A 15327-nucleotide genomic window follows, 5' to 3' on the forward strand; every position below is an offset into this window, starting at 1 on the left:
CCGCCCCAGGTCCGGAATGCGACGAGCGACTACTGCACTTCGGCGGTCGACTTACCGAAGAGCTCGATCTTCTTCCAGTCGCTGGCGCTCTTCACCTCGTACTTGTAGAAGCCGATGGTGCGGTCCTTCGGGGTGCCGTCGGTGCCCTTGTAGGTGATGTCGCCGGAGACGCCGGGGTAGTGCTCCATGTTGGCGAGGGCGTCGCGCACGGCCTTGACGTCGGTGGTGCCGGCGGCCTTGATGGCGGCGACGAGGACGTTGTAGCTGTCCGCACCGGCGAGCACGAAGCCGTTGAAGTCACCGGGCTTGGCGTTCTTGATGACCTCGAAGTACTTCTGCTTGAAGGCCTCGGCGCGCTTCTTGGCGGCGGGGTCGGCGATCAGGTTGGGGGTGGCGAAGCCGGTGAAGATGTAGCCGTCGAACGCCGCGCCGGCGCCCTCGGGGCACTGCGGGTCGTCGGAGGCGTCGGCGCCGATGACCTGCTGCGTGAAGCCCTGCTCACGGAGCTGCTTCATGAAGGGCGCGCCCTCGGCGCAGAAGCCCGAGTAGTAGATGGCGTCGGGCTTGAAGCTGCGGATGTTGTTGAGCTGGGCGGTGAAGTCGACGGTGTTGGCCACGAAGTCCTGGATCAGGGTCTTCGCGCCCAGCTTCTTGGCGGTTTCGTCGAAGAAGCCGGCCAGGCCGTAGGAGTAGTCGTCGTCGATCTGGCGGAAGACCGCGACCTTCTTGGCGCCCAGGTCCTTGACCACGTAGGCGGCGGCGAGCTTGCCCTGGAAGTCGTCGGTGTAGGCCATGCGGAAGATGAAGTCACCGATCTGCGTGGTCTGCGGGTTGGTGGAGGAGGTGGAGATCATGATGATGCCCGCGTCCTGCAGAACCTCCGCGGCGGGGATCGACATCGAGCTGGAGATCGCGCCCAGGACGCCGATCACGCCTTCGTTGACGAAGCGCTGCGCACAGGCGATCGAGCCCTCGCGGGTGGTCTCGTTGTCGCAGATGACCAGTTCGACCTTCTGCCCGAGCACCTCGGGGGTCTGCAGGTTGGCCACCTTGATCCCGTTCAGGGTCTGGTTGCCGATGGCGGCGAAGCGGCCCGAGAGCTCGAGGTTGATCCCGATCTTGACCTGGGCCAGGCCGAGGCTGCCGGCGATAAGCAGTAACGCGGCTACTAAAAGGCTTTTCCTCATATACGTCCTCCCTTTCCTGCGTGTCCAATCGTCTTGCGCGAGCGTTGGTGTTTTATACTCGCACCCGTATTTTATATGCAAATTGCGCGCGGGTGTCAACTTGCCGCGTGCAGAAAAAACCGCGAGCGGACGCAGCGGCCGGGAAAGTTTTAACGGGCAACGGGGCGGCGAACCCACTGAATGTTCAAGCAAACGTGGCGTTGCGTAGCGAAAAACGTGCACGCGGGGTGCGTTAACGGGAAATCCCCCACGGGGTTAACCCTGTGGGGGATTTGCAAGGGCGGATCTGCGGTTCAGTACTCGCTCAGGTAGTGGTCCAGCTCCCAGTCGTGGACGGTGATGCGGTAGTCCTCCCACTCCAGCCGCTTGGCCTGGACGAAGTGGTGGTAGATGTGATCGCCGAGCGCTTCCTTGATCACCTCGTCCTTTTCCAGGGCCACGATGGCTTCGCGCAGGGTCCCGGGGAGCTCCTTGATCTTGTGACGGCGGCGTTCGCGCACGGTCATCGAGAAGATGTTGCGCTGGATCGAGGGCGGGGGCAGCAGGTCCTTCTCGATGCCGTCGAGGCCGGCCGCGAGCATCACGGCGAGCGCTAGGTAGGGGTTGGTGCTGGGGTCGGGCATGCGCAGCTCGGCCCGCGTGCCCACGCCGCGGCGCGCGGGGATGCGGATCATGGCGCTGCGGTTGGAGGCCGACCAGGCGATGTTGGTGGGCGCCTCGTAACCGGGCGTGAGGCGTTTGTAGGAGTTGACCAGCGGGTTGGTGATGGCCACCATCCCCGGGGCGTGCGCCAGCAGGCCGGCGATGAAGTTGAGCGCGGTGCGCGAGAGCTGGTACTCGGCCTCGGGGTCGTAGAAGGCGTTCTCGCCGTTCTTGAAGATCGAGAGGTGGGTGTGCATCCCCGAGCCGTTGATGCCGGCGATCGGCTTGGGCATGAAGGTGGCGTGCAGTCCGTGCAGGAGCGCCACCCGCTTGACCACGAACTTGAAGGTGGCGATGTTGTCGGCGGTCTTGAGCGCGTCGGCGTACTTGAAGTCGATCTCGTGCTGGCCCGGGGCGACCTCGTGGTGCGCGGCCTCGATTTCGAAGCCCATCTCCACCAGGACGTTGACCATGTCGCGCCGGGCCTCTTCGCCCTTGTCGATGGGGGCGAGGTCGAAGTAGCCCGCCTGGTCGTGGGTCTCGATCGTGGGCAGCCCTTCCTCGTCGCGCAGGAAGAGGAAGAACTCGGGCTCGGGGCCGGCCGACATGCTGTCGAAGCCCAGCTTCTGGAGCCGCTCGATCTGGCGCTTGAGGACGCCGCGGGGGTCGCCCTCGAACGGGGTACCGTCGGGGTAGGTGACGTCGCAGATCAAGCGGGCGACGCGGCCGCGGCTGGCGTCCTCGATCTCGTCGGGAAAGATGACGAAGGTGTCGTAGTCGGGCTTGAGGAGCATGTCCGACTCCTCGATGCGGGTGAACCCCTCGATCGAGGAACCGTCGAACATCATCTCGCCGTCCAGGGCCTTTTCAAACTGCGACGCCGGCACCTCGACGTTCTTGTTCTTGCCCAGGATGTCGGTGAACTGGAGCCGGAGGAACCGAACGTCGTGTTCGGCCATCGCTTGGAGGATATCCTTCTTCGTCCGTCCCATACGGCAACATTATAAACACAAGTGGCGCGAATGGGGAAGGGGCGGGAACCTTACAACATGGCGGCAATGCAGGGTATATTGCATCGAAACATCACCGGACGGTGCTCGATGTACGAATAAACCCGGCGTGCTGGCAGGAAAATACGGTACAGCCCGCAAGAAGGAAATTGCATGAAGAATGAATAAAAATAAATCTTCTACCGCATGAAAACGAGGGCGGCCACCCGGCCGCCCTCGCGGGGTGTGCCGCCGGGGTTACTTGACCGTCTTGATGCGGCCTTCCACCTTGGGGGCGACGGGCGAGTGCGCCTCGATGTAGTTCATGACGACGTTGGCGAGCAGCAGGCCGGAGCGCTCGTCGATGACGCGGGGCGCGTCCTTGAACATGCTGTAACCGTCGCCGCCGCGGCCCATGTAGTCGTTGATGGCGACCACGTAGGTCTTGTTGGGGTCGAGCGGCTGGCCGTTCACGTAGACTTCCTTGACCCGCTGGCCGGGTTCGGCGGCGGGGTCGTAGGTGAAGGTGATGCCGGAAACCTGCGGGAAGCGGCCCTTGACGCGCTCGACCTGGCTCACGCCGTTCTCGAGCGCCGCCTTGAGGTCGGCGCCGCTGACCTTGACGCTGATCACCACGTTGCCGAAAGGCAGGATGGCGAGGATGTCCTTGCGGGTCAGCGGACCGGGGCCGTAGATGCTGTCGGTGCGGATGCCGCCGCCGTTGGCGATGGCCACGTCGGCCTGGGCGAAGTCGCGCATGGCGTCGGCGATCAGGTTGCCGATGTTCGACTCCATGGTGCGCACGGTCTTGCGCCGGGCGTCGAGCGGCACCTTGGTTTCCCCGATGGTGACGTTGAGCTTCTCGTCGAGGATCTTCACGTACCCGTCCACGACCTTGGCCATCGCCGGATCCTCGGGGATCTTGTTGGTCACCGGAATGACCTCGAGGAAGACGACGGGCTTGAGGCCGGGGATGTTGTAGACCTTGAGGTAACCGACGTCGCGCCAGTCGGACTTGGCCTTGAAGATCAGGGTGCCGTTCACGACCTTGAACATGCCGCCGTGGTCGTGGCCGCCGAGGATGAGGTCGATCTCGGGCACCTTGGCCGCCAGCTCTTCGTCGTGGACCATGTCCATGTGGGTGAGGGCGACGACGACGTCGGCGCCTTCGGCCTTCAGCTTGCGGGCGAGGTCGCGCCCGACGGTGACGAAGTCGAGGTACTGCGCGTTGTCGCCGGGGCTGGTGAGCTCGAGCCAGTCGTCGATCAGGCCGATGAAGCCGACCTTGACGCCGTTCACCTCGGTGATGGCGAAGCGCACCCCTCCGGCCAGCGGCTCACCCGTGCGCTTGTCGAGCAGGTTCGAGCTGAGCCAGGGGAAGTTGGACTCCTTCACGCGTTGCTCGGCGACCGCGGGCCCGAAGTCGAACTCGTGGTTGCCGTAGACGGCGAAGTCGAAGCCCAGCTTGTTGAAGACGTCGACCATCTGCTTGCCCTTGAGCAGGCTCGACATGATCGAGGGGCTGAAGGCGTCGCCCCCGAACGTGACGATCAGGCTGCCGTCGTCGAGCTGCTTGATCAGGGTGGCCACCCGGGCGGCTCCGCCTAGCTTGCCCCGTTTGACGGGCTGGATCTCGTAGACGTCGTTCGAGTGGAAGAGCGTGAAATCGGGTTTCGCGGCGAAAGCCAGACCCATGGCCAGCGCCGCGAGCAACAGTATTCCTTTGCGCAACAGCTTCATAGCATCACCTCCACCGTTGATTCTATCCTCAAACCGCCCGCGGCACGCCAGACCGGCGGTTCAGTCGTCGAGGCTCGAGCGCGCCACCGAAGGCCGGCCTTCGGGCGGGTGGTCGGAGGAGTGCCCGGGATCGACGCGCAGGCGCGGGTGGGCGAAGGCCGCGGCGTGGTTGGCGGCGGTGGCCGCCTCCCCGAAGCCCACGGCGATCAGCCGGATCTTGCCCGGGTAGGTGGTGATGTCCCCGGCGGCGAAGACCCCGGGGATGTTCGTCTCCATGCGGGTGTCGACCTTGATGCGGTTCTTCTCGAGCTCGAGGCCCCAGTGCGCGATCGGGCCCAGCTTGGAGACGTAGCCTGTGAGGACGAGGACCGCGTCCACGTCGAGATTGCGTACCCTGCCGGTCTTCTTGTCGACGATGACCGCCTCGCGCACCCGTTCCTCGCCCAGCACCGCCTGGAGTTCGTAGGGGGTCAGGATCGTAAGCTCGCCCGCCTCGGCGGCGGCGATCAAGCGGTTGACCGTGGCGCCGTGGGCGCGGAAGGTCTCGCGCCGGTGGATCAGCGTGACCTGGTCCGCCAGGTCCTTCAGCGTCAACGCCCAATCCACGGCGGAGTCGCCTCCGCCGATGATGAGCAGGCGCTGGCCCGCGTAAGCGCGGGCGTCGCGCACGGCGTACTCCAGCCCCTTGTGCTCGAGCCGCGCCACCCCTTCGGCCTCGATGCGCCGCGGTTCGAACGCCCCCACCCCGGCGGTGATGATCACCGCGCGGCTCAGGTAGGTGCGCCCGCTCGAGGTGGTCACCGCGAACCCGTCCTCGTCCAGCGGCTCGAGCCGCTCGGCGCGCTCCTCCAGGGTGTAGATGGGGTCGAAGGGCTTCACCTGTTCGACCAGGTTGCGCACCAGCTCCTTGGCGCGGATCTTGGGGAAGCCGGCGATGTCGTAGATGAACTTGTCCGGGTAGAGCGCCGAGAGCTGCCCGCCGACCTCGGCCATCGGATCGATGATGCGGGCGGTGAGGTCGCGCATTCCCACGTAGAAGGCCGCGAACAGACCGCTCGGCCCCGCTCCGATGATGATGACGTCGGTCTTGGGCACCGGGCCCCCCGCTCAGCCGTTCTGGCGCGCAAGCTCGCCGAGGGCCTCGATGTCGAGCAGCATCACCCGGCCGTAGCCGGACTTGATGAGGCCGTCGCGGGCCAGCTCGCCGACCACCTTGGTGACGGTCTCGCGCACCGAACCCACGGCCGAGGCGATCTCGTCGTGGGTAACGTGGATCATCACGCGGCCCTTGGTGTCGTGGACGGCCAGCGGCGTGTCCATGAACTCGAGCAGCGCCGCCGCGATCCGGTTCTTGAGGCGCTGGGAAACCAGCCGCTGGATGGCGTCGTAGGTCTGCCCCAGGGCGAGGGCGAGCCGGACCGCGAGGTTGAGCGTCTCCTGCGGATCCATGCGCTCGGGGTGGATCTGGGCAATGCGGGTGTCCGCCGCCGCTTCCGCGTGGTAGCGCCGCTCGCCGCCCGAGAGCGCCTCCTCGCCGAAGTACTCGCCGGGACGCACGAAGCGCAGGGTCAGGGCGTTGCCGTCGTCGTCGACGCTCTGGATGCGGACCAGGCCGGACTCGACGCGGTAGATGCGGTCCCGCGGGCCGGGGCTGCCGGGATAGAGGATGATCTCCCCGGCGCGGAACGCCAGCGTATCGATGATGCTGCCTTGCGTCACATTTCCCTCCCCCTTCAGGGTAGCACGTGCGCACGACTAAGTAAATAAAGATATTAATTTATTTAACGTTTTCTTTCACCCAGGACAAATAGCGATCCAGGCCACTTTCTACCGCGAAGGCGAGCAGCTCTGGCACGCTGTAGGGGTGCAGCGCCCGCACCCGCGCTTCCAGCTCGGGCAGCGCGGCGGCGGTCGTCTTGACCAGGAGCAGCAGCTCCGCGTCCTCGTGGACCTCGCCTTCCCAGCGGTAGATCGAGGTCAGGCCACCGACGACGTTCACGCAGGCGGCCAGACGCTCTTCGACCAGGCTGCGCGCGAGCTTTCGCGCCGTGGCCTCGTCGGGCACCGTGATCAGGACCAGACGCACCATGCCTGCAGTCTAACGCGCCCGCCGGACGGGCGGGCGCGCGGGGAGGCGGACCGGGGTCAGTCGTGCGGTTTGATGACGAAGGCCGAGGCGATCTCGTCGCCGGCGGCCAGGTTCATCACCTTGACGCCGCTCGTGGGGCGCGAGTACTGCGAGATCGTGCGCACCCGGGTGCGGATGGCCAGGCCGCCGCGCGAGAGCACGAGCAGGTCCTCGTCGCCGTCCACGGCCAGCAGGGCGGTGAGGTGGCCCACCTTCTCGTTGAGCTTGAAGGTGATCACGCCCTGGCCGCCGCGGCCCTGAAGCGGGTACTCCTCGAGCGGCGTGCGCTTGCCGTAACCGTGGCTGCTGATGGCCAAGAGGTCGCCCTCCCAGTCCTTGGGGACGACGATCAGCGAGACCACCTCGTCGCCCTCCTTGAGGCGGATGCCGCGCACCCCCTGGCTGGCGCGGCCGGTGGCGCGCACCTCGTCGAGGGGGAAGCGGATGGCCTTGCCGCCACGGGTGGCCATCACCACCTGGGCGCCGCTGCCGGCGATGCGGACGTCCACCAGATCGTCGCCCTCGACCAGGTTGATGGCGATGAGGCCGCTGGCGTTGAGGTTCTGGTAGTCGCGGATCGCCGTCTTCTTGACCACGCCCTTGCGGGTGGCGAAGACGAAGTAGCCGGGGTCGGTGAGGCTGCGCAGGGAGAGCAACGCCTTGATCTCCTCGCCCTCCTCCAGCGGCAGGAAGCTCTTCACGTGGGTGCCGCGGGCGGTGCGCTGGGCCTCCGGCAGCTCGAAGACCTTTTCGCGGTAGACGCGGCCGCGGTTGGTGAAGAAGAGCAGGTCGTCGTGCATCTGGGCGACGAAGACGCGGGTGGCCTCGTCCTCGTCCTTGGTGCGGCCGGCCTTGGCCCCCATGCCGCCGCGGCCCTGGGCGCGGTAGTCTTCGAGCGGGGTGCGTTTGAGGAAGCCGGCGGCCGTCATGGTGATGACCATCGGCTCGTCCTCGATCAGGTCCTCGGGGTTGAAGCCCTCGGCGAACTCGGTGATCAGGGTGCGGCGCTCGTCGGCGAACTTCTCCCGGATCGCGAGCAGCTCGTCCTTGACCACGCCCCACAGCCGCGTTTCGTCGGCCAGGATGGCCCGCAGGTAGGCGATCGTCTCCTGCAGCTCGCGGTACTCGGCCTGCAGCTTCTCGCGCTCGAGCCCGGTGAGGCGCTGCAGCCGCATGTCGAGGATGGCCTGGGCCTGCACCTCGCTGAGCGCGAAGCGCTGCATCAGCCCCGCCTTGGCCTCGGCGCCGTCGCGCGAGGCGCGGATCAGGGCGATGACCTCGTCGAGGTGGTCGAGGGCGATGAGCAGCCCTTCGAGCACGTGGGCGCGGTCCTCGGCCTTCTTGAGGTCGAAACGGGTGCGGCGCACCACGACCTCGCGCCGGTGGTCGAGGTAGGCGCGCATCATGGCGAGCAGCGGCAGCACCCGCGGCTCTCCGTTCACGATCGCGAGCATGTTGATCGTGAAGCTGGTCTGCAGGTTCGTCTGCTTGAAGAGCTGGTTGAGCACCACGTCGGGGTTGGCCCCGCGCTTGAGCTCGATGACGATGCGCATGCCCTGGCGGTCCGACTCGTCGCGCAGGCCCGAGATGTCCTCCAGCTTCTTGGCCCGCACCAGGCTGGCGATCTGGCTGATCAGGCTGGCCTTGTTGACCTGATAGGGGATCTCGGTGACGACGAGCATCTTGCGCCCGCCGCGCTCCTCGGTGCGCACCCGCGCGCGCAGTCGCAGCGACCCCTTGCCGGTCTCGTAGGCCCGCTTGAGGCCGACGCGGTTGAGGCGGCCGCCGGTGGGGAAGTCGGGGCCGGGCAGGTGCTGCATCACCCCGTCGAGGGTGATCTCGGGGTCGTCGATCATCGCCGCCAGGGCGTTTATCAGTTCCCCCAGGTTGTGGGGCGGGATGCTCGTGGCCATCCCCACGGCGATGCCCGTCGAGCCGTTGGCGAGCAGGTTGGGGAAGCCCGCGGGCAGGACGGTGGGCTCCTCGGCGGTGCCGTCGAAGTTCTCGACGAAGTCGACGGTGTCCTTGTCGATGTCGCGCAAAAGCTCGAGCGCGATCGGGGAGAGCCGCGCCTCGGTGTAGCGGTAGGCGGCCGCGGGGTCGCCGTCGATGGAGCCGAAGTTGCCCTGGCCGTCGATGAGCGGGTAGCGCAGGTTCCACTCCTGGGCCAGGCGCACCATGGCGTCGTAGACCGCCTGGTCGCCGTGGGGGTGGTACTTCTTGATGACCTCGCCCACGACCCCGGCGCTCTTGGAGTGCTTGCGTCCGGGCAGCAGCCCCTCTTGGTACATGGCGTAGAGGATGCGCCGCTGCACGGGTTTGAGGCCGTCGCGAACGTCGGGCAGCGCCCGGTTCACGATGACCGACATGGCGTAGTTGATGAAGCTCTGCTTGACCTCTTCGGTGATTTCTACGGGCAGTACCTGCGACATGCTCCTCCTTACGGGTGGGTTTCAAGAAGAGGGCTGCACCCCGTGGCGCAGCCGCTCGGAATCAGGCCTTCGCTCACCTATTCATTATAACAAACCGAAGGGATGGCTTCACGTCCGGTTTTTCGCGAGCTCGAGCAGATTCTCCGCCACCGCCGCGTCCACCGGCATCACGCTGAGGCGGAAGCCGCGTTTGAGGAGCGGCAGCTCCTCGGCGGTGAAGCGCTCGCGCAGCTCGGCGAGCGGCACCATGCGCGGGAACTTCTCCACGAATTCGACCTCCACCGTCTGCCAGCGCGGGTTTTCCGGGGTGCTCTTCGGGTCGTAGTAGCAGCTTTCGGGGTCGAACTGGGTGGGGTCGACCACGCCGCTCTTCACGATGCGCATCAGCCCCACCACGCCCGGGGGCTTGGCGTTGGAGTGGTAGAAGAAGGCCAGGTCGCCCTCTTTCATCTCGCGCAGGTAGTTGCGCGCCTGGTAGTTGCGCACGCCGTCCCAGATCTCGCGCCCGTCTCGCTCGAGGTCGTCGATCGAATAGGCCTCGGGCTCGGATTTCATCAGCCAGTAGCGCATGGCCCGAGTATACCGGGCGCGGTAGACTGGCGGTATGCCGCAGCTTGGGCGACTCGTCTCCGACCTGGGGCCCGACAAGGTCCTGCTCGATCGGCCCGACCGGGTGCTCTACCGTTACGACGCCATCGCCGAGGGGGCGGTGCCGCTCGCGGTGGTCCTGCCGCAGACGGCGGAGGACGTGGCGCGGGTGGTGCGCTGGTCGAACGAAGAGGGGGTGCCGCTCTTCCCCCGCGGGGCCGCGAGCGGCCTTTCCGGAGGCGCGGTGCCCACGGAGCCCGGGGTGGTGGTGGCGTTCACGCGGATGCGGCGGCTGCGCATCGAGGCCGCCCGCCGCCTCGCCGAGGTCGAGCCGGGCGTCGTCACCCACGAGATCAGCGAGGCGGCCCGGCCCCACGGCCTCTACTACCCGCCCGATCCCGCGAGCTACAAGCAGAGCACGATCGGGGGCAACCTGGCCGAGAACGCCGGCGGGCCCCAGTGCTTCAAGAAGGGGGTGACCGGGGACTACGTGGCCGGGCTCGAGTGGGTGGACGCCGAGGGGGCGGTGCACCGCTCTTGGCGCGAGGCCTACGACGCCGCGGGGCTGCTCGTGGGCTCCGAAGGCACCCTGGCGCTGATCACCCGCGCCTGGCTGCGCCTCGAGCCCCGACCGCGCCACACCCGCACCCTGATGGCCCACTTCCCCGAGGTGGGCGCGGCGGCCGAGGCGGTCAGCCGGGCCATCGCCGACGGCGTGGTGGCCGCGAAGCTCGAGTTCATGGACGCGGCCTGCATCCGTGCGGTGGAGGACGCCTTCCACCTGGGCCTGCCCACCGAGGCCGCGGCGCTGTTGCTCGTCGACACCGACGGCGACGACCTCGAGGTGGTCGAGGAGGAGCTGGAGCGGGTGGCCGCAGCCTGCCGCGAAGCCGGCGGCGCGGTGCACCGCGCCGCGGATGCCGTCGAGGCCGAACGGCTGTGGCAGGCGCGGCGGGCGGTCAGCCCGGCGCTGGGGCGGATCCACCCCCACCGCATGAACGAGGACATCGTCGTGCCGCGCAGCCGCCTGCCCGCGGTGGTGCGGCGCATCCAGGAGCTGGGGAAGGCCTACGGGCTGCCGCTGGCGCAGTTCGGACACATCGGCGACGGCAACCTCCACCCCAACATCCTCTTCGACCCGAAGACGACCCCGGAGGAGCGGGTGCACGAACTCGCCCACGCGATCGCGCGGGTGGCGCTCGAGCACGGCGGGGTGCTCTCCGGCGAGCACGGCATCGGCCTGACCAAACGCGCCTTCCTCGCCGAGGCCTTGGACGGGGCGACCCTCGCGGCGCTGCACCGCATCAAACGCGCCTTCGACCCCGGGGGGCGCTTCAACCCGGGCAAGGTGCTTCCCTAAAGCCGGTTATACTTCGTTTAGGAGGAAGGCTTGAACCTGGAACGTCCCCACAACGACGAGGAGCTCCAGATCTGGCGCCTGTACGCGCCGCTGGAAACCCGTGCCGGGATCCTCTTCGTCGAGTGGCGCTGGGAGCCGCGGCGTTACCGCCTGGGCGGTTCCGAGGGGGTGGTCCTCAAGACCGCGGGCGTCGAGCGGCTCATCCAGGCGCTGGCGCGCAACGAACCCTGGGCCCCGGGGCCGATCACCTGGAACCCCCCGGTCCTCCTCATCGGGGACCAGGCCTACCACCTGGGCAAGCGCGGCCACCTGATCCTGGCGCGGGTGCTCAACCAGATGCTGCGCGAGATCGAGCCCCTACCCTGACGCTTCCGTGAACAACGCTTCGATCATCTCCGCGTGGATGCGGCCGTTGCTGGCGACGATGTAGCGGTTGCCGAGCGCGTAGGGTTCGCCGGCGAGCCCGGTGACGCGGCCGCCGGCCTCCTCGACGATGACCACCGCCGCGGCCACGTCCCAGGGCTTGAGCTTGACCTCCCAGAAGCCGTCGAGCCGGCCCGCGGCCACGTAGCAGAGGTCGAGCGCCGCCGCGCCCGGTCGGCGCACGGTGAGGCCGTGCTCGAGCGCCCGTTCGAAGTAGACCAGGTTCTCACGGTCCTTGCTCACGTCGTAGGGAAAGCCGGTGGCGAGCAGGCTGCCGATCAGCCGGTCGGTGGCGCTGACGCGCAGGGGGCGGCCGTTGAGGTAAGCCCCCCGGCCGCGCACCGCCCAGAAGAGTTCGTCGCGGGTGCTGTCGAGCACCACCCCCAGCTCGAGCCGTCCCCGCACCTCCAGCCCGATGGAGACGGCGAAGAAGGGGAAGCGGTGGGCGAAGTTGACCGTGCCGTCGAGCGGGTCTACGATCCAGCGGTACGCGGCTTCGTGGTCCTGTCCCCCCTCCTCGCCCAGGAAGGCGTGGTCGGGGTAGCGCTCGAGGAGGAAGGCCTTGACGGCCGCCTCGGCCTCGCGGTCGGCCTGGGTGACCAGGTCGGTGGGGCCGGTCTTGGTGTCCACGGCGAACCCCTTTTCCTGGTAGTAGAGGTGGATGCCGCGGGCCAGGCGGGCGGCGGCGATGGCGCTAGCGAGCAGGTCGTCCATACGCCTACCTTAACGCCGCGCGCGCAGGAAACGCGCCCTTCCGGCGAGGTCGGGCAGCACGGCCACCTCGCCGTAGCCCGCCCGTTCCGCCTCGCGGGCGAGCACGTGCACGTTCGTCGGGTCCAGCTCGAGCAGCAGCCAGCCCCCCGCGGCGAGCGCCCCCGCGGCTTCCGCCAGCAGCGGACGGGCCACCGCCAGGCCGTCGGCGCCGGCGTAGAGCGCGGTTTCCGCCTCCCAGGCCAGCTCGGGGGGCGCCGCTTCGCGGTAGGCCTCGGGCAGGTAGGGGGGGTTGCTCACGATCAGGTCCAGGTCCCAAAGCCCCGCGGTCAGCGGGGCATGCAGGAAGGTCACCGCCAGCCCCAGCCGTCGGGCGTTGGCGCGTGCGAGTTCGAGGGCGGCTTCGCTCACCTCGCTGGCGTAGACGTCGAGTTCCGGGCGCGCCTGCTTGAGGGCCAGGGCGATCGCGCCGCCGCCGGTGCCCACGTCGAGCACCCGGGCCGGGCCGCTTTCGGGCAGCCGCTCGAGCGCCAGCTCGACCAGGCGTTCGGTCTCGGGCCGCGGCACCAGCACCCCGGGCCGCACCTCCAGCTCGAGGCCGCAGAAGACGGCCGTGCCCAGGATCAGCTGCAGCGGTTCCCCCGCCGCCCGCCGAGCCAGCGCTTCCTCCAGTAGCCGCTCCTGTGCGGGCTCGAGCGCGGCCCGGGCTTCCCGCCAGAAGCGCGCCCCCTGCGCCCCGGTCGCGTGCTCGAGCAGCTGCCGCGCCTCGGCCTCGGCCTGCCGCGAGGGAAAACCCGCCTCCTCGAGGCGGGCGCGGGCGTAACGCAGGGCCTGGGCCCGGGTCATGCTTCGGTCGGGGCCTCCCCCTCGTCCGCGGCCGGCTCCTCGCCCGTCACCTCGTCGGTGCGGGGCAGCACGACGACGTGGCGTTCCTCCCCCTGCCCCACCGAGTGGGTGGTGACGTGGGGGTGGTCCTTGAGGGTCATGTGGATGATGCGGCGCTCGGCCGGGCGCATGGGCGGAAGCTCGAGCGGCTCCCCGGTCGCGGCCACCACGTCGGCGGCCTCGAGGGCGCGCTTGCGCGCCCGGTCCTCCTGGCGCTTGCGGTACCCGGCGGCGTCCAGGTTGACCCGATAGCTGGAGCCGAAGTGCTTCGCGACCACCGCGTTGGTGATCGTCTCCAGGGCCTTGAGGGTGCGCCCTTCGCGGCCGATGATGCGGCCGCCGTCGCCCCCGAGGATCTCCACGTGGATGCGCTCCCCCTCCTGCCGCAGGTCGAGGGAGTAGCTCGGGTCGAGGTAGAGGAGGAGGCCCACCAGAAAGTGCTCCACCACCTCGCTGGGGCTCTGGGGGGCGCTCGCCGTCTCTTCGGCGCCCTTTTCCTCGAGCACCGGCGCGGGCGGGGCTTCTTCCTCGTGGATGCCCAGCCCGTCGAGCAGGTCGTCCAGATTCTTTTTCTCTTCCATGGCTCAGCTCCTGGCAGCCGTCGCGATCCCCAGCTGCTTGTTGATCATCCATTGTTGCACGAGCCCGATCAGGGTGGAGAAGACCCAGTACAGGGTCACCCCGGCGGGGAACTTGAGCACCAGGAAGATGAAGATCAGGTTCATCATGATGCCCTGGCGCATCGCGTCCTTGTTGCCGTGCGACATCAGCATCGTCTGGGCGAGCATGACCAGGACGTAGAGGGCCGGGAGGACGTAGAAGGGGTCGGGCAGCGAGAGGTCCGGAATCCAGAGGAAGCCCTGGTCGAACTCGTAGTTGGCGATGACGCGCCACATCATGAAGAGAATCGGCATCTGGATGAACATGGGCAGGCAGCCCGCGGCCGGGTTGATCTTGTGTTCCCGGTAGAGGTTCATCAGCGCCTCGTTCTTCTTCTCGGGGTCGTCCTTGTACTTCTTGTTGATCTCGTCCATCAGCGGCTTGATCTTGTTCATCTCCGCCATGGACTTGAACTGCTGGTGCATCAACGGCCAGAGCAGCAGGCGCACGAAGACGGTGAGCAGCAGGATGGCCAGCCCCCAGTTGGTGGTGTACTTGTAGGCCAGCTCCATTACGTAGAGGAGGCCCAGCGAGAGCTGCCCCCAGATGTTGGGTTTGAAGAGGCCGGGCAGCTCGTAGAACCCCTCGACGTAGAGGCGCACGAGCTCGTTGAGGCCGCCGTAGACGCTCAGCTCGGTGGTGCCCGCGGGCAGGGCGACCTGGACCGTCGCGCCGCCCCCGCCCACCTCCAGCTGCGTCTCCAGCGGGTCCTTGCCGCGCAGCACGAAGGCGTAGCCCTTGTTCGCCTTGGTCTGCACCGCGGCGTAGAGCGCGGTTCCCGAGCCCGAAGGCACCGGCTGGTCGCTGCCCGCGAGCAGCAGCTTGGTGATGGGGTTGTCGGTGCGGTTGATCCCCGTCCAGATCAGCGTCGTGGGCCGGTCCAGCTCCACCTCGAGCTTCAGGGAGTAGAGGCGGGGGTTGATCCGGTAACGCATCACCGCGCCCGGCGCCCGGAACTCGGCCACCAGCTCGCCGGCGTCCTCGAAGAAGCGGGCGTTGTCGCCGTTGAAGCCGGAGCCGGCGGCCGCGCCCTCCGTGGCGGCGTAACCGACGAGGGTGCCCGGGAGCGGCAGGCCCTGCTTGACCAGGTTCGGGGCCTTGGCGTAGTTGCCCTTGAAGTTCTGGCCCTTGATCTGCTTGACGTACCAGCCGACGATCTGGCCCTGGTCGTTGAAGGCGATGTCGGCGAGGTTGGTGATCGCGAGGTGCTCGGGCTTGCCGTCGCCGTTCGTGTCGAGCGACTGCCACTCGGCGGTCAGGGCGAAAGCGGGGGAAAGCAGGACGACGAAGAGCAGGAGCAGGCGTTTCATGATTCCTCCGTTGCGGGCGCGGACAGCTCGACGTCCAGGCGCAGGCGGGGTTTCTTGGGCGGCACCGGGTCGTACCCCCCGGGGTGCAGCGGGTGACAGCGCAGGATCCTCCGGGTGGCCAGGTAGCTGCCGTAGAGGACGCCGTGCGTCTCGAGCGCTTCGGCGGCGTAGTGCGAGCAGGTGGGGTAGAAGCGGCAGGTTCTGGGCTTGAACGGGGAGATCCAGCGTTGGTAAATACGAATGAGACCGATGAGGAGCCGTGACATCACGCT

General features: G+C 67.8%; 15 protein-coding genes. 2 read left to right on the top strand and 13 right to left on the bottom strand.

The genetic code is table 11. The annotated features are described in order from the left end of the window. Positions 1–29: 29 nt before the first annotated feature. The 8 genes from OCEPR_RS04440 to OCEPR_RS04475 all read right to left on the bottom strand — a co-directional run bounded on the left by OCEPR_RS04440 (position 30) and on the right by OCEPR_RS04475 (position 9688). Entirely contained in the window at positions 30–1187 is a 1158-nt protein-coding gene (locus OCEPR_RS04440; RefSeq protein ID WP_013457511.1) for an ABC transporter substrate-binding protein, read from the bottom strand. Between the two features lie 293 nt (positions 1188–1480). After that, positions 1481–2821, bottom strand: a complete 1341-nt coding sequence (gene glnA / locus OCEPR_RS04445; protein WP_013457512.1) for a type I glutamate--ammonia ligase — start codon at positions 2819–2821, stop codon at positions 1481–1483. 255 nt (positions 2822–3076) lie between these two features. Continuing rightward, positions 3077–4558: a bifunctional metallophosphatase/5'-nucleotidase gene (locus OCEPR_RS04450; RefSeq protein WP_013457513.1), complete on the bottom strand. Its 1482-nt coding sequence runs from the start codon at positions 4556–4558 to the stop codon at positions 3077–3079. 60 nt (positions 4559–4618) lie between these two features. Continuing rightward, on the bottom strand, positions 4619–5653 hold the full coding sequence (locus tag OCEPR_RS04455; protein ID WP_013457514.1) for an NAD(P)/FAD-dependent oxidoreductase: 1035 nt from the start codon (positions 5651–5653) through the stop codon (positions 4619–4621). A gap of 12 nt (positions 5654–5665) precedes the next feature. Then, positions 5666–6277, bottom strand: a complete 612-nt coding sequence (locus OCEPR_RS04460) for a helix-turn-helix domain-containing protein (protein WP_013457515.1) — start codon at positions 6275–6277, stop codon at positions 5666–5668. Positions 6278–6335: 58 nt separating this feature from the next. Next, on the bottom strand, positions 6336–6647 hold the full coding sequence (cutA, locus tag OCEPR_RS04465) for a divalent-cation tolerance protein CutA (protein WP_013457516.1): 312 nt from the start codon (positions 6645–6647) through the stop codon (positions 6336–6338). A 56-nt stretch (positions 6648–6703) separates the two neighbouring features. Then, positions 6704–9118: a DNA gyrase subunit A gene (gyrA, locus tag OCEPR_RS04470; protein WP_013457517.1), complete on the bottom strand. Its 2415-nt coding sequence runs from the start codon at positions 9116–9118 to the stop codon at positions 6704–6706. A gap of 108 nt (positions 9119–9226) precedes the next feature. Further along, the gene (locus OCEPR_RS04475; RefSeq protein WP_013457518.1) at positions 9227–9688 is read right to left on the bottom strand and encodes an EVE domain-containing protein; all 462 of its coding nucleotides are present in this window, start codon (positions 9686–9688) and stop codon (positions 9227–9229) included. Between the two features lie 34 nt (positions 9689–9722). On the opposite strand from OCEPR_RS04475, the gene OCEPR_RS04480 reads away from it, so the two are divergent. Together OCEPR_RS04480 and OCEPR_RS04485 are read left to right on the top strand one after the other, a co-directional pair. Continuing rightward, the gene (locus tag OCEPR_RS04480) at positions 9723–11066 is read left to right on the top strand and encodes an FAD-binding oxidoreductase (RefSeq protein WP_013457519.1); all 1344 of its coding nucleotides are present in this window, start codon (positions 9723–9725) and stop codon (positions 11064–11066) included. Positions 11067–11096: 30 nt separating this feature from the next. Then, positions 11097–11432, top strand: a complete 336-nt coding sequence (locus tag OCEPR_RS04485; protein WP_013457520.1) for a hypothetical protein — start codon at positions 11097–11099, stop codon at positions 11430–11432. Here the strand turns inward: OCEPR_RS04485 and OCEPR_RS04490 are convergent. The 5 genes from OCEPR_RS04490 to yidD are packed head-to-tail and all read right to left on the bottom strand — an operon-like array spanning position 11424 to position 15321. Then, the gene (locus OCEPR_RS04490) at positions 11424–12203 is read right to left on the bottom strand and encodes an inositol monophosphatase family protein (protein WP_013457521.1); all 780 of its coding nucleotides are present in this window, start codon (positions 12201–12203) and stop codon (positions 11424–11426) included. The genes OCEPR_RS04485 and OCEPR_RS04490 overlap by 9 nt on opposite strands. Before the next feature lie 9 nt (positions 12204–12212). Beyond that, positions 12213–13046, bottom strand: a complete 834-nt coding sequence (prmC, locus tag OCEPR_RS04495) for a peptide chain release factor N(5)-glutamine methyltransferase (protein WP_013457522.1) — start codon at positions 13044–13046, stop codon at positions 12213–12215. Beyond that, complete coding sequence (locus OCEPR_RS04500) at positions 13043–13666, bottom strand: Jag family protein (protein ID WP_013457523.1); 624 nt, start codon at positions 13664–13666, stop codon at positions 13043–13045. Before OCEPR_RS04500 ends, prmC begins: the two co-directional genes overlap by 4 nt. A 3-nt stretch (positions 13667–13669) precedes the next feature. Next, positions 13670–15055, bottom strand: coding sequence for a YidC/Oxa1 family membrane protein insertase (locus OCEPR_RS04505; RefSeq protein ID WP_013457524.1), 1386 nt, complete (start codon positions 15053–15055; stop codon positions 13670–13672). Further along, the gene (yidD, locus tag OCEPR_RS04510) at positions 15052–15321 is read right to left on the bottom strand and encodes a membrane protein insertion efficiency factor YidD (RefSeq protein ID WP_013457525.1); all 270 of its coding nucleotides are present in this window, start codon (positions 15319–15321) and stop codon (positions 15052–15054) included. The genes OCEPR_RS04505 and yidD overlap by 4 nt, the downstream gene beginning before the upstream one ends. Positions 15322–15327 lie beyond the last annotated feature (6 nt).

Source organism: Oceanithermus profundus DSM 14977 (assembly GCF_000183745.1).
Lineage (GTDB): Bacteria > Deinococcota > Deinococci > Deinococcales > Marinithermaceae > Oceanithermus > Oceanithermus profundus.

What these genes read in the sequence shown, in the direction of transcription:
- OCEPR_RS04500 (WP_013457523.1), bottom strand. Translation starts at nt 13,666, where the DNA reads ATGGAAGAGAAAAAGAATCTGGACGACCTGCTCGACGGGCTGGGCATC.
- prmC (WP_013457522.1), bottom strand. Translation starts at nt 13,046, where the DNA reads ATGACCCGGGCCCAGGCCCTGCGTTACGCCCGCGCCCGCCTCGAGGAG.
- OCEPR_RS04505 (WP_013457524.1), bottom strand. Translation starts at nt 15,055, where the DNA reads ATGAAACGCCTGCTCCTGCTCTTCGTCGTCCTGCTTTCCCCCGCTTTC.
- yidD (WP_013457525.1), bottom strand. Translation starts at nt 15,321, where the DNA reads ATGTCACGGCTCCTCATCGGTCTCATTCGTATTTACCAACGCTGGATC.
- OCEPR_RS04490 (WP_013457521.1), bottom strand. Translation starts at nt 12,203, where the DNA reads ATGGACGACCTGCTCGCTAGCGCCATCGCCGCCGCCCGCCTGGCCCGC.
- glnA (WP_013457512.1), bottom strand. Translation starts at nt 2,821, where the DNA reads ATGGGACGGACGAAGAAGGATATCCTCCAAGCGATGGCCGAACACGAC.
- OCEPR_RS04450 (WP_013457513.1), bottom strand. Translation starts at nt 4,558, where the DNA reads ATGAAGCTGTTGCGCAAAGGAATACTGTTGCTCGCGGCGCTGGCCATG.
- OCEPR_RS04480 (WP_013457519.1), top strand. Translation starts at nt 9,723, where the DNA reads ATGCCGCAGCTTGGGCGACTCGTCTCCGACCTGGGGCCCGACAAGGTC.
- OCEPR_RS04440 (WP_013457511.1), bottom strand. Translation starts at nt 1,187, where the DNA reads ATGAGGAAAAGCCTTTTAGTAGCCGCGTTACTGCTTATCGCCGGCAGC.
- cutA (WP_013457516.1), bottom strand. Translation starts at nt 6,647, where the DNA reads ATGGTGCGTCTGGTCCTGATCACGGTGCCCGACGAGGCCACGGCGCGA.
- gyrA (WP_013457517.1), bottom strand. Translation starts at nt 9,118, where the DNA reads ATGTCGCAGGTACTGCCCGTAGAAATCACCGAAGAGGTCAAGCAGAGC.
- OCEPR_RS04475 (WP_013457518.1), bottom strand. Translation starts at nt 9,688, where the DNA reads ATGCGCTACTGGCTGATGAAATCCGAGCCCGAGGCCTATTCGATCGAC.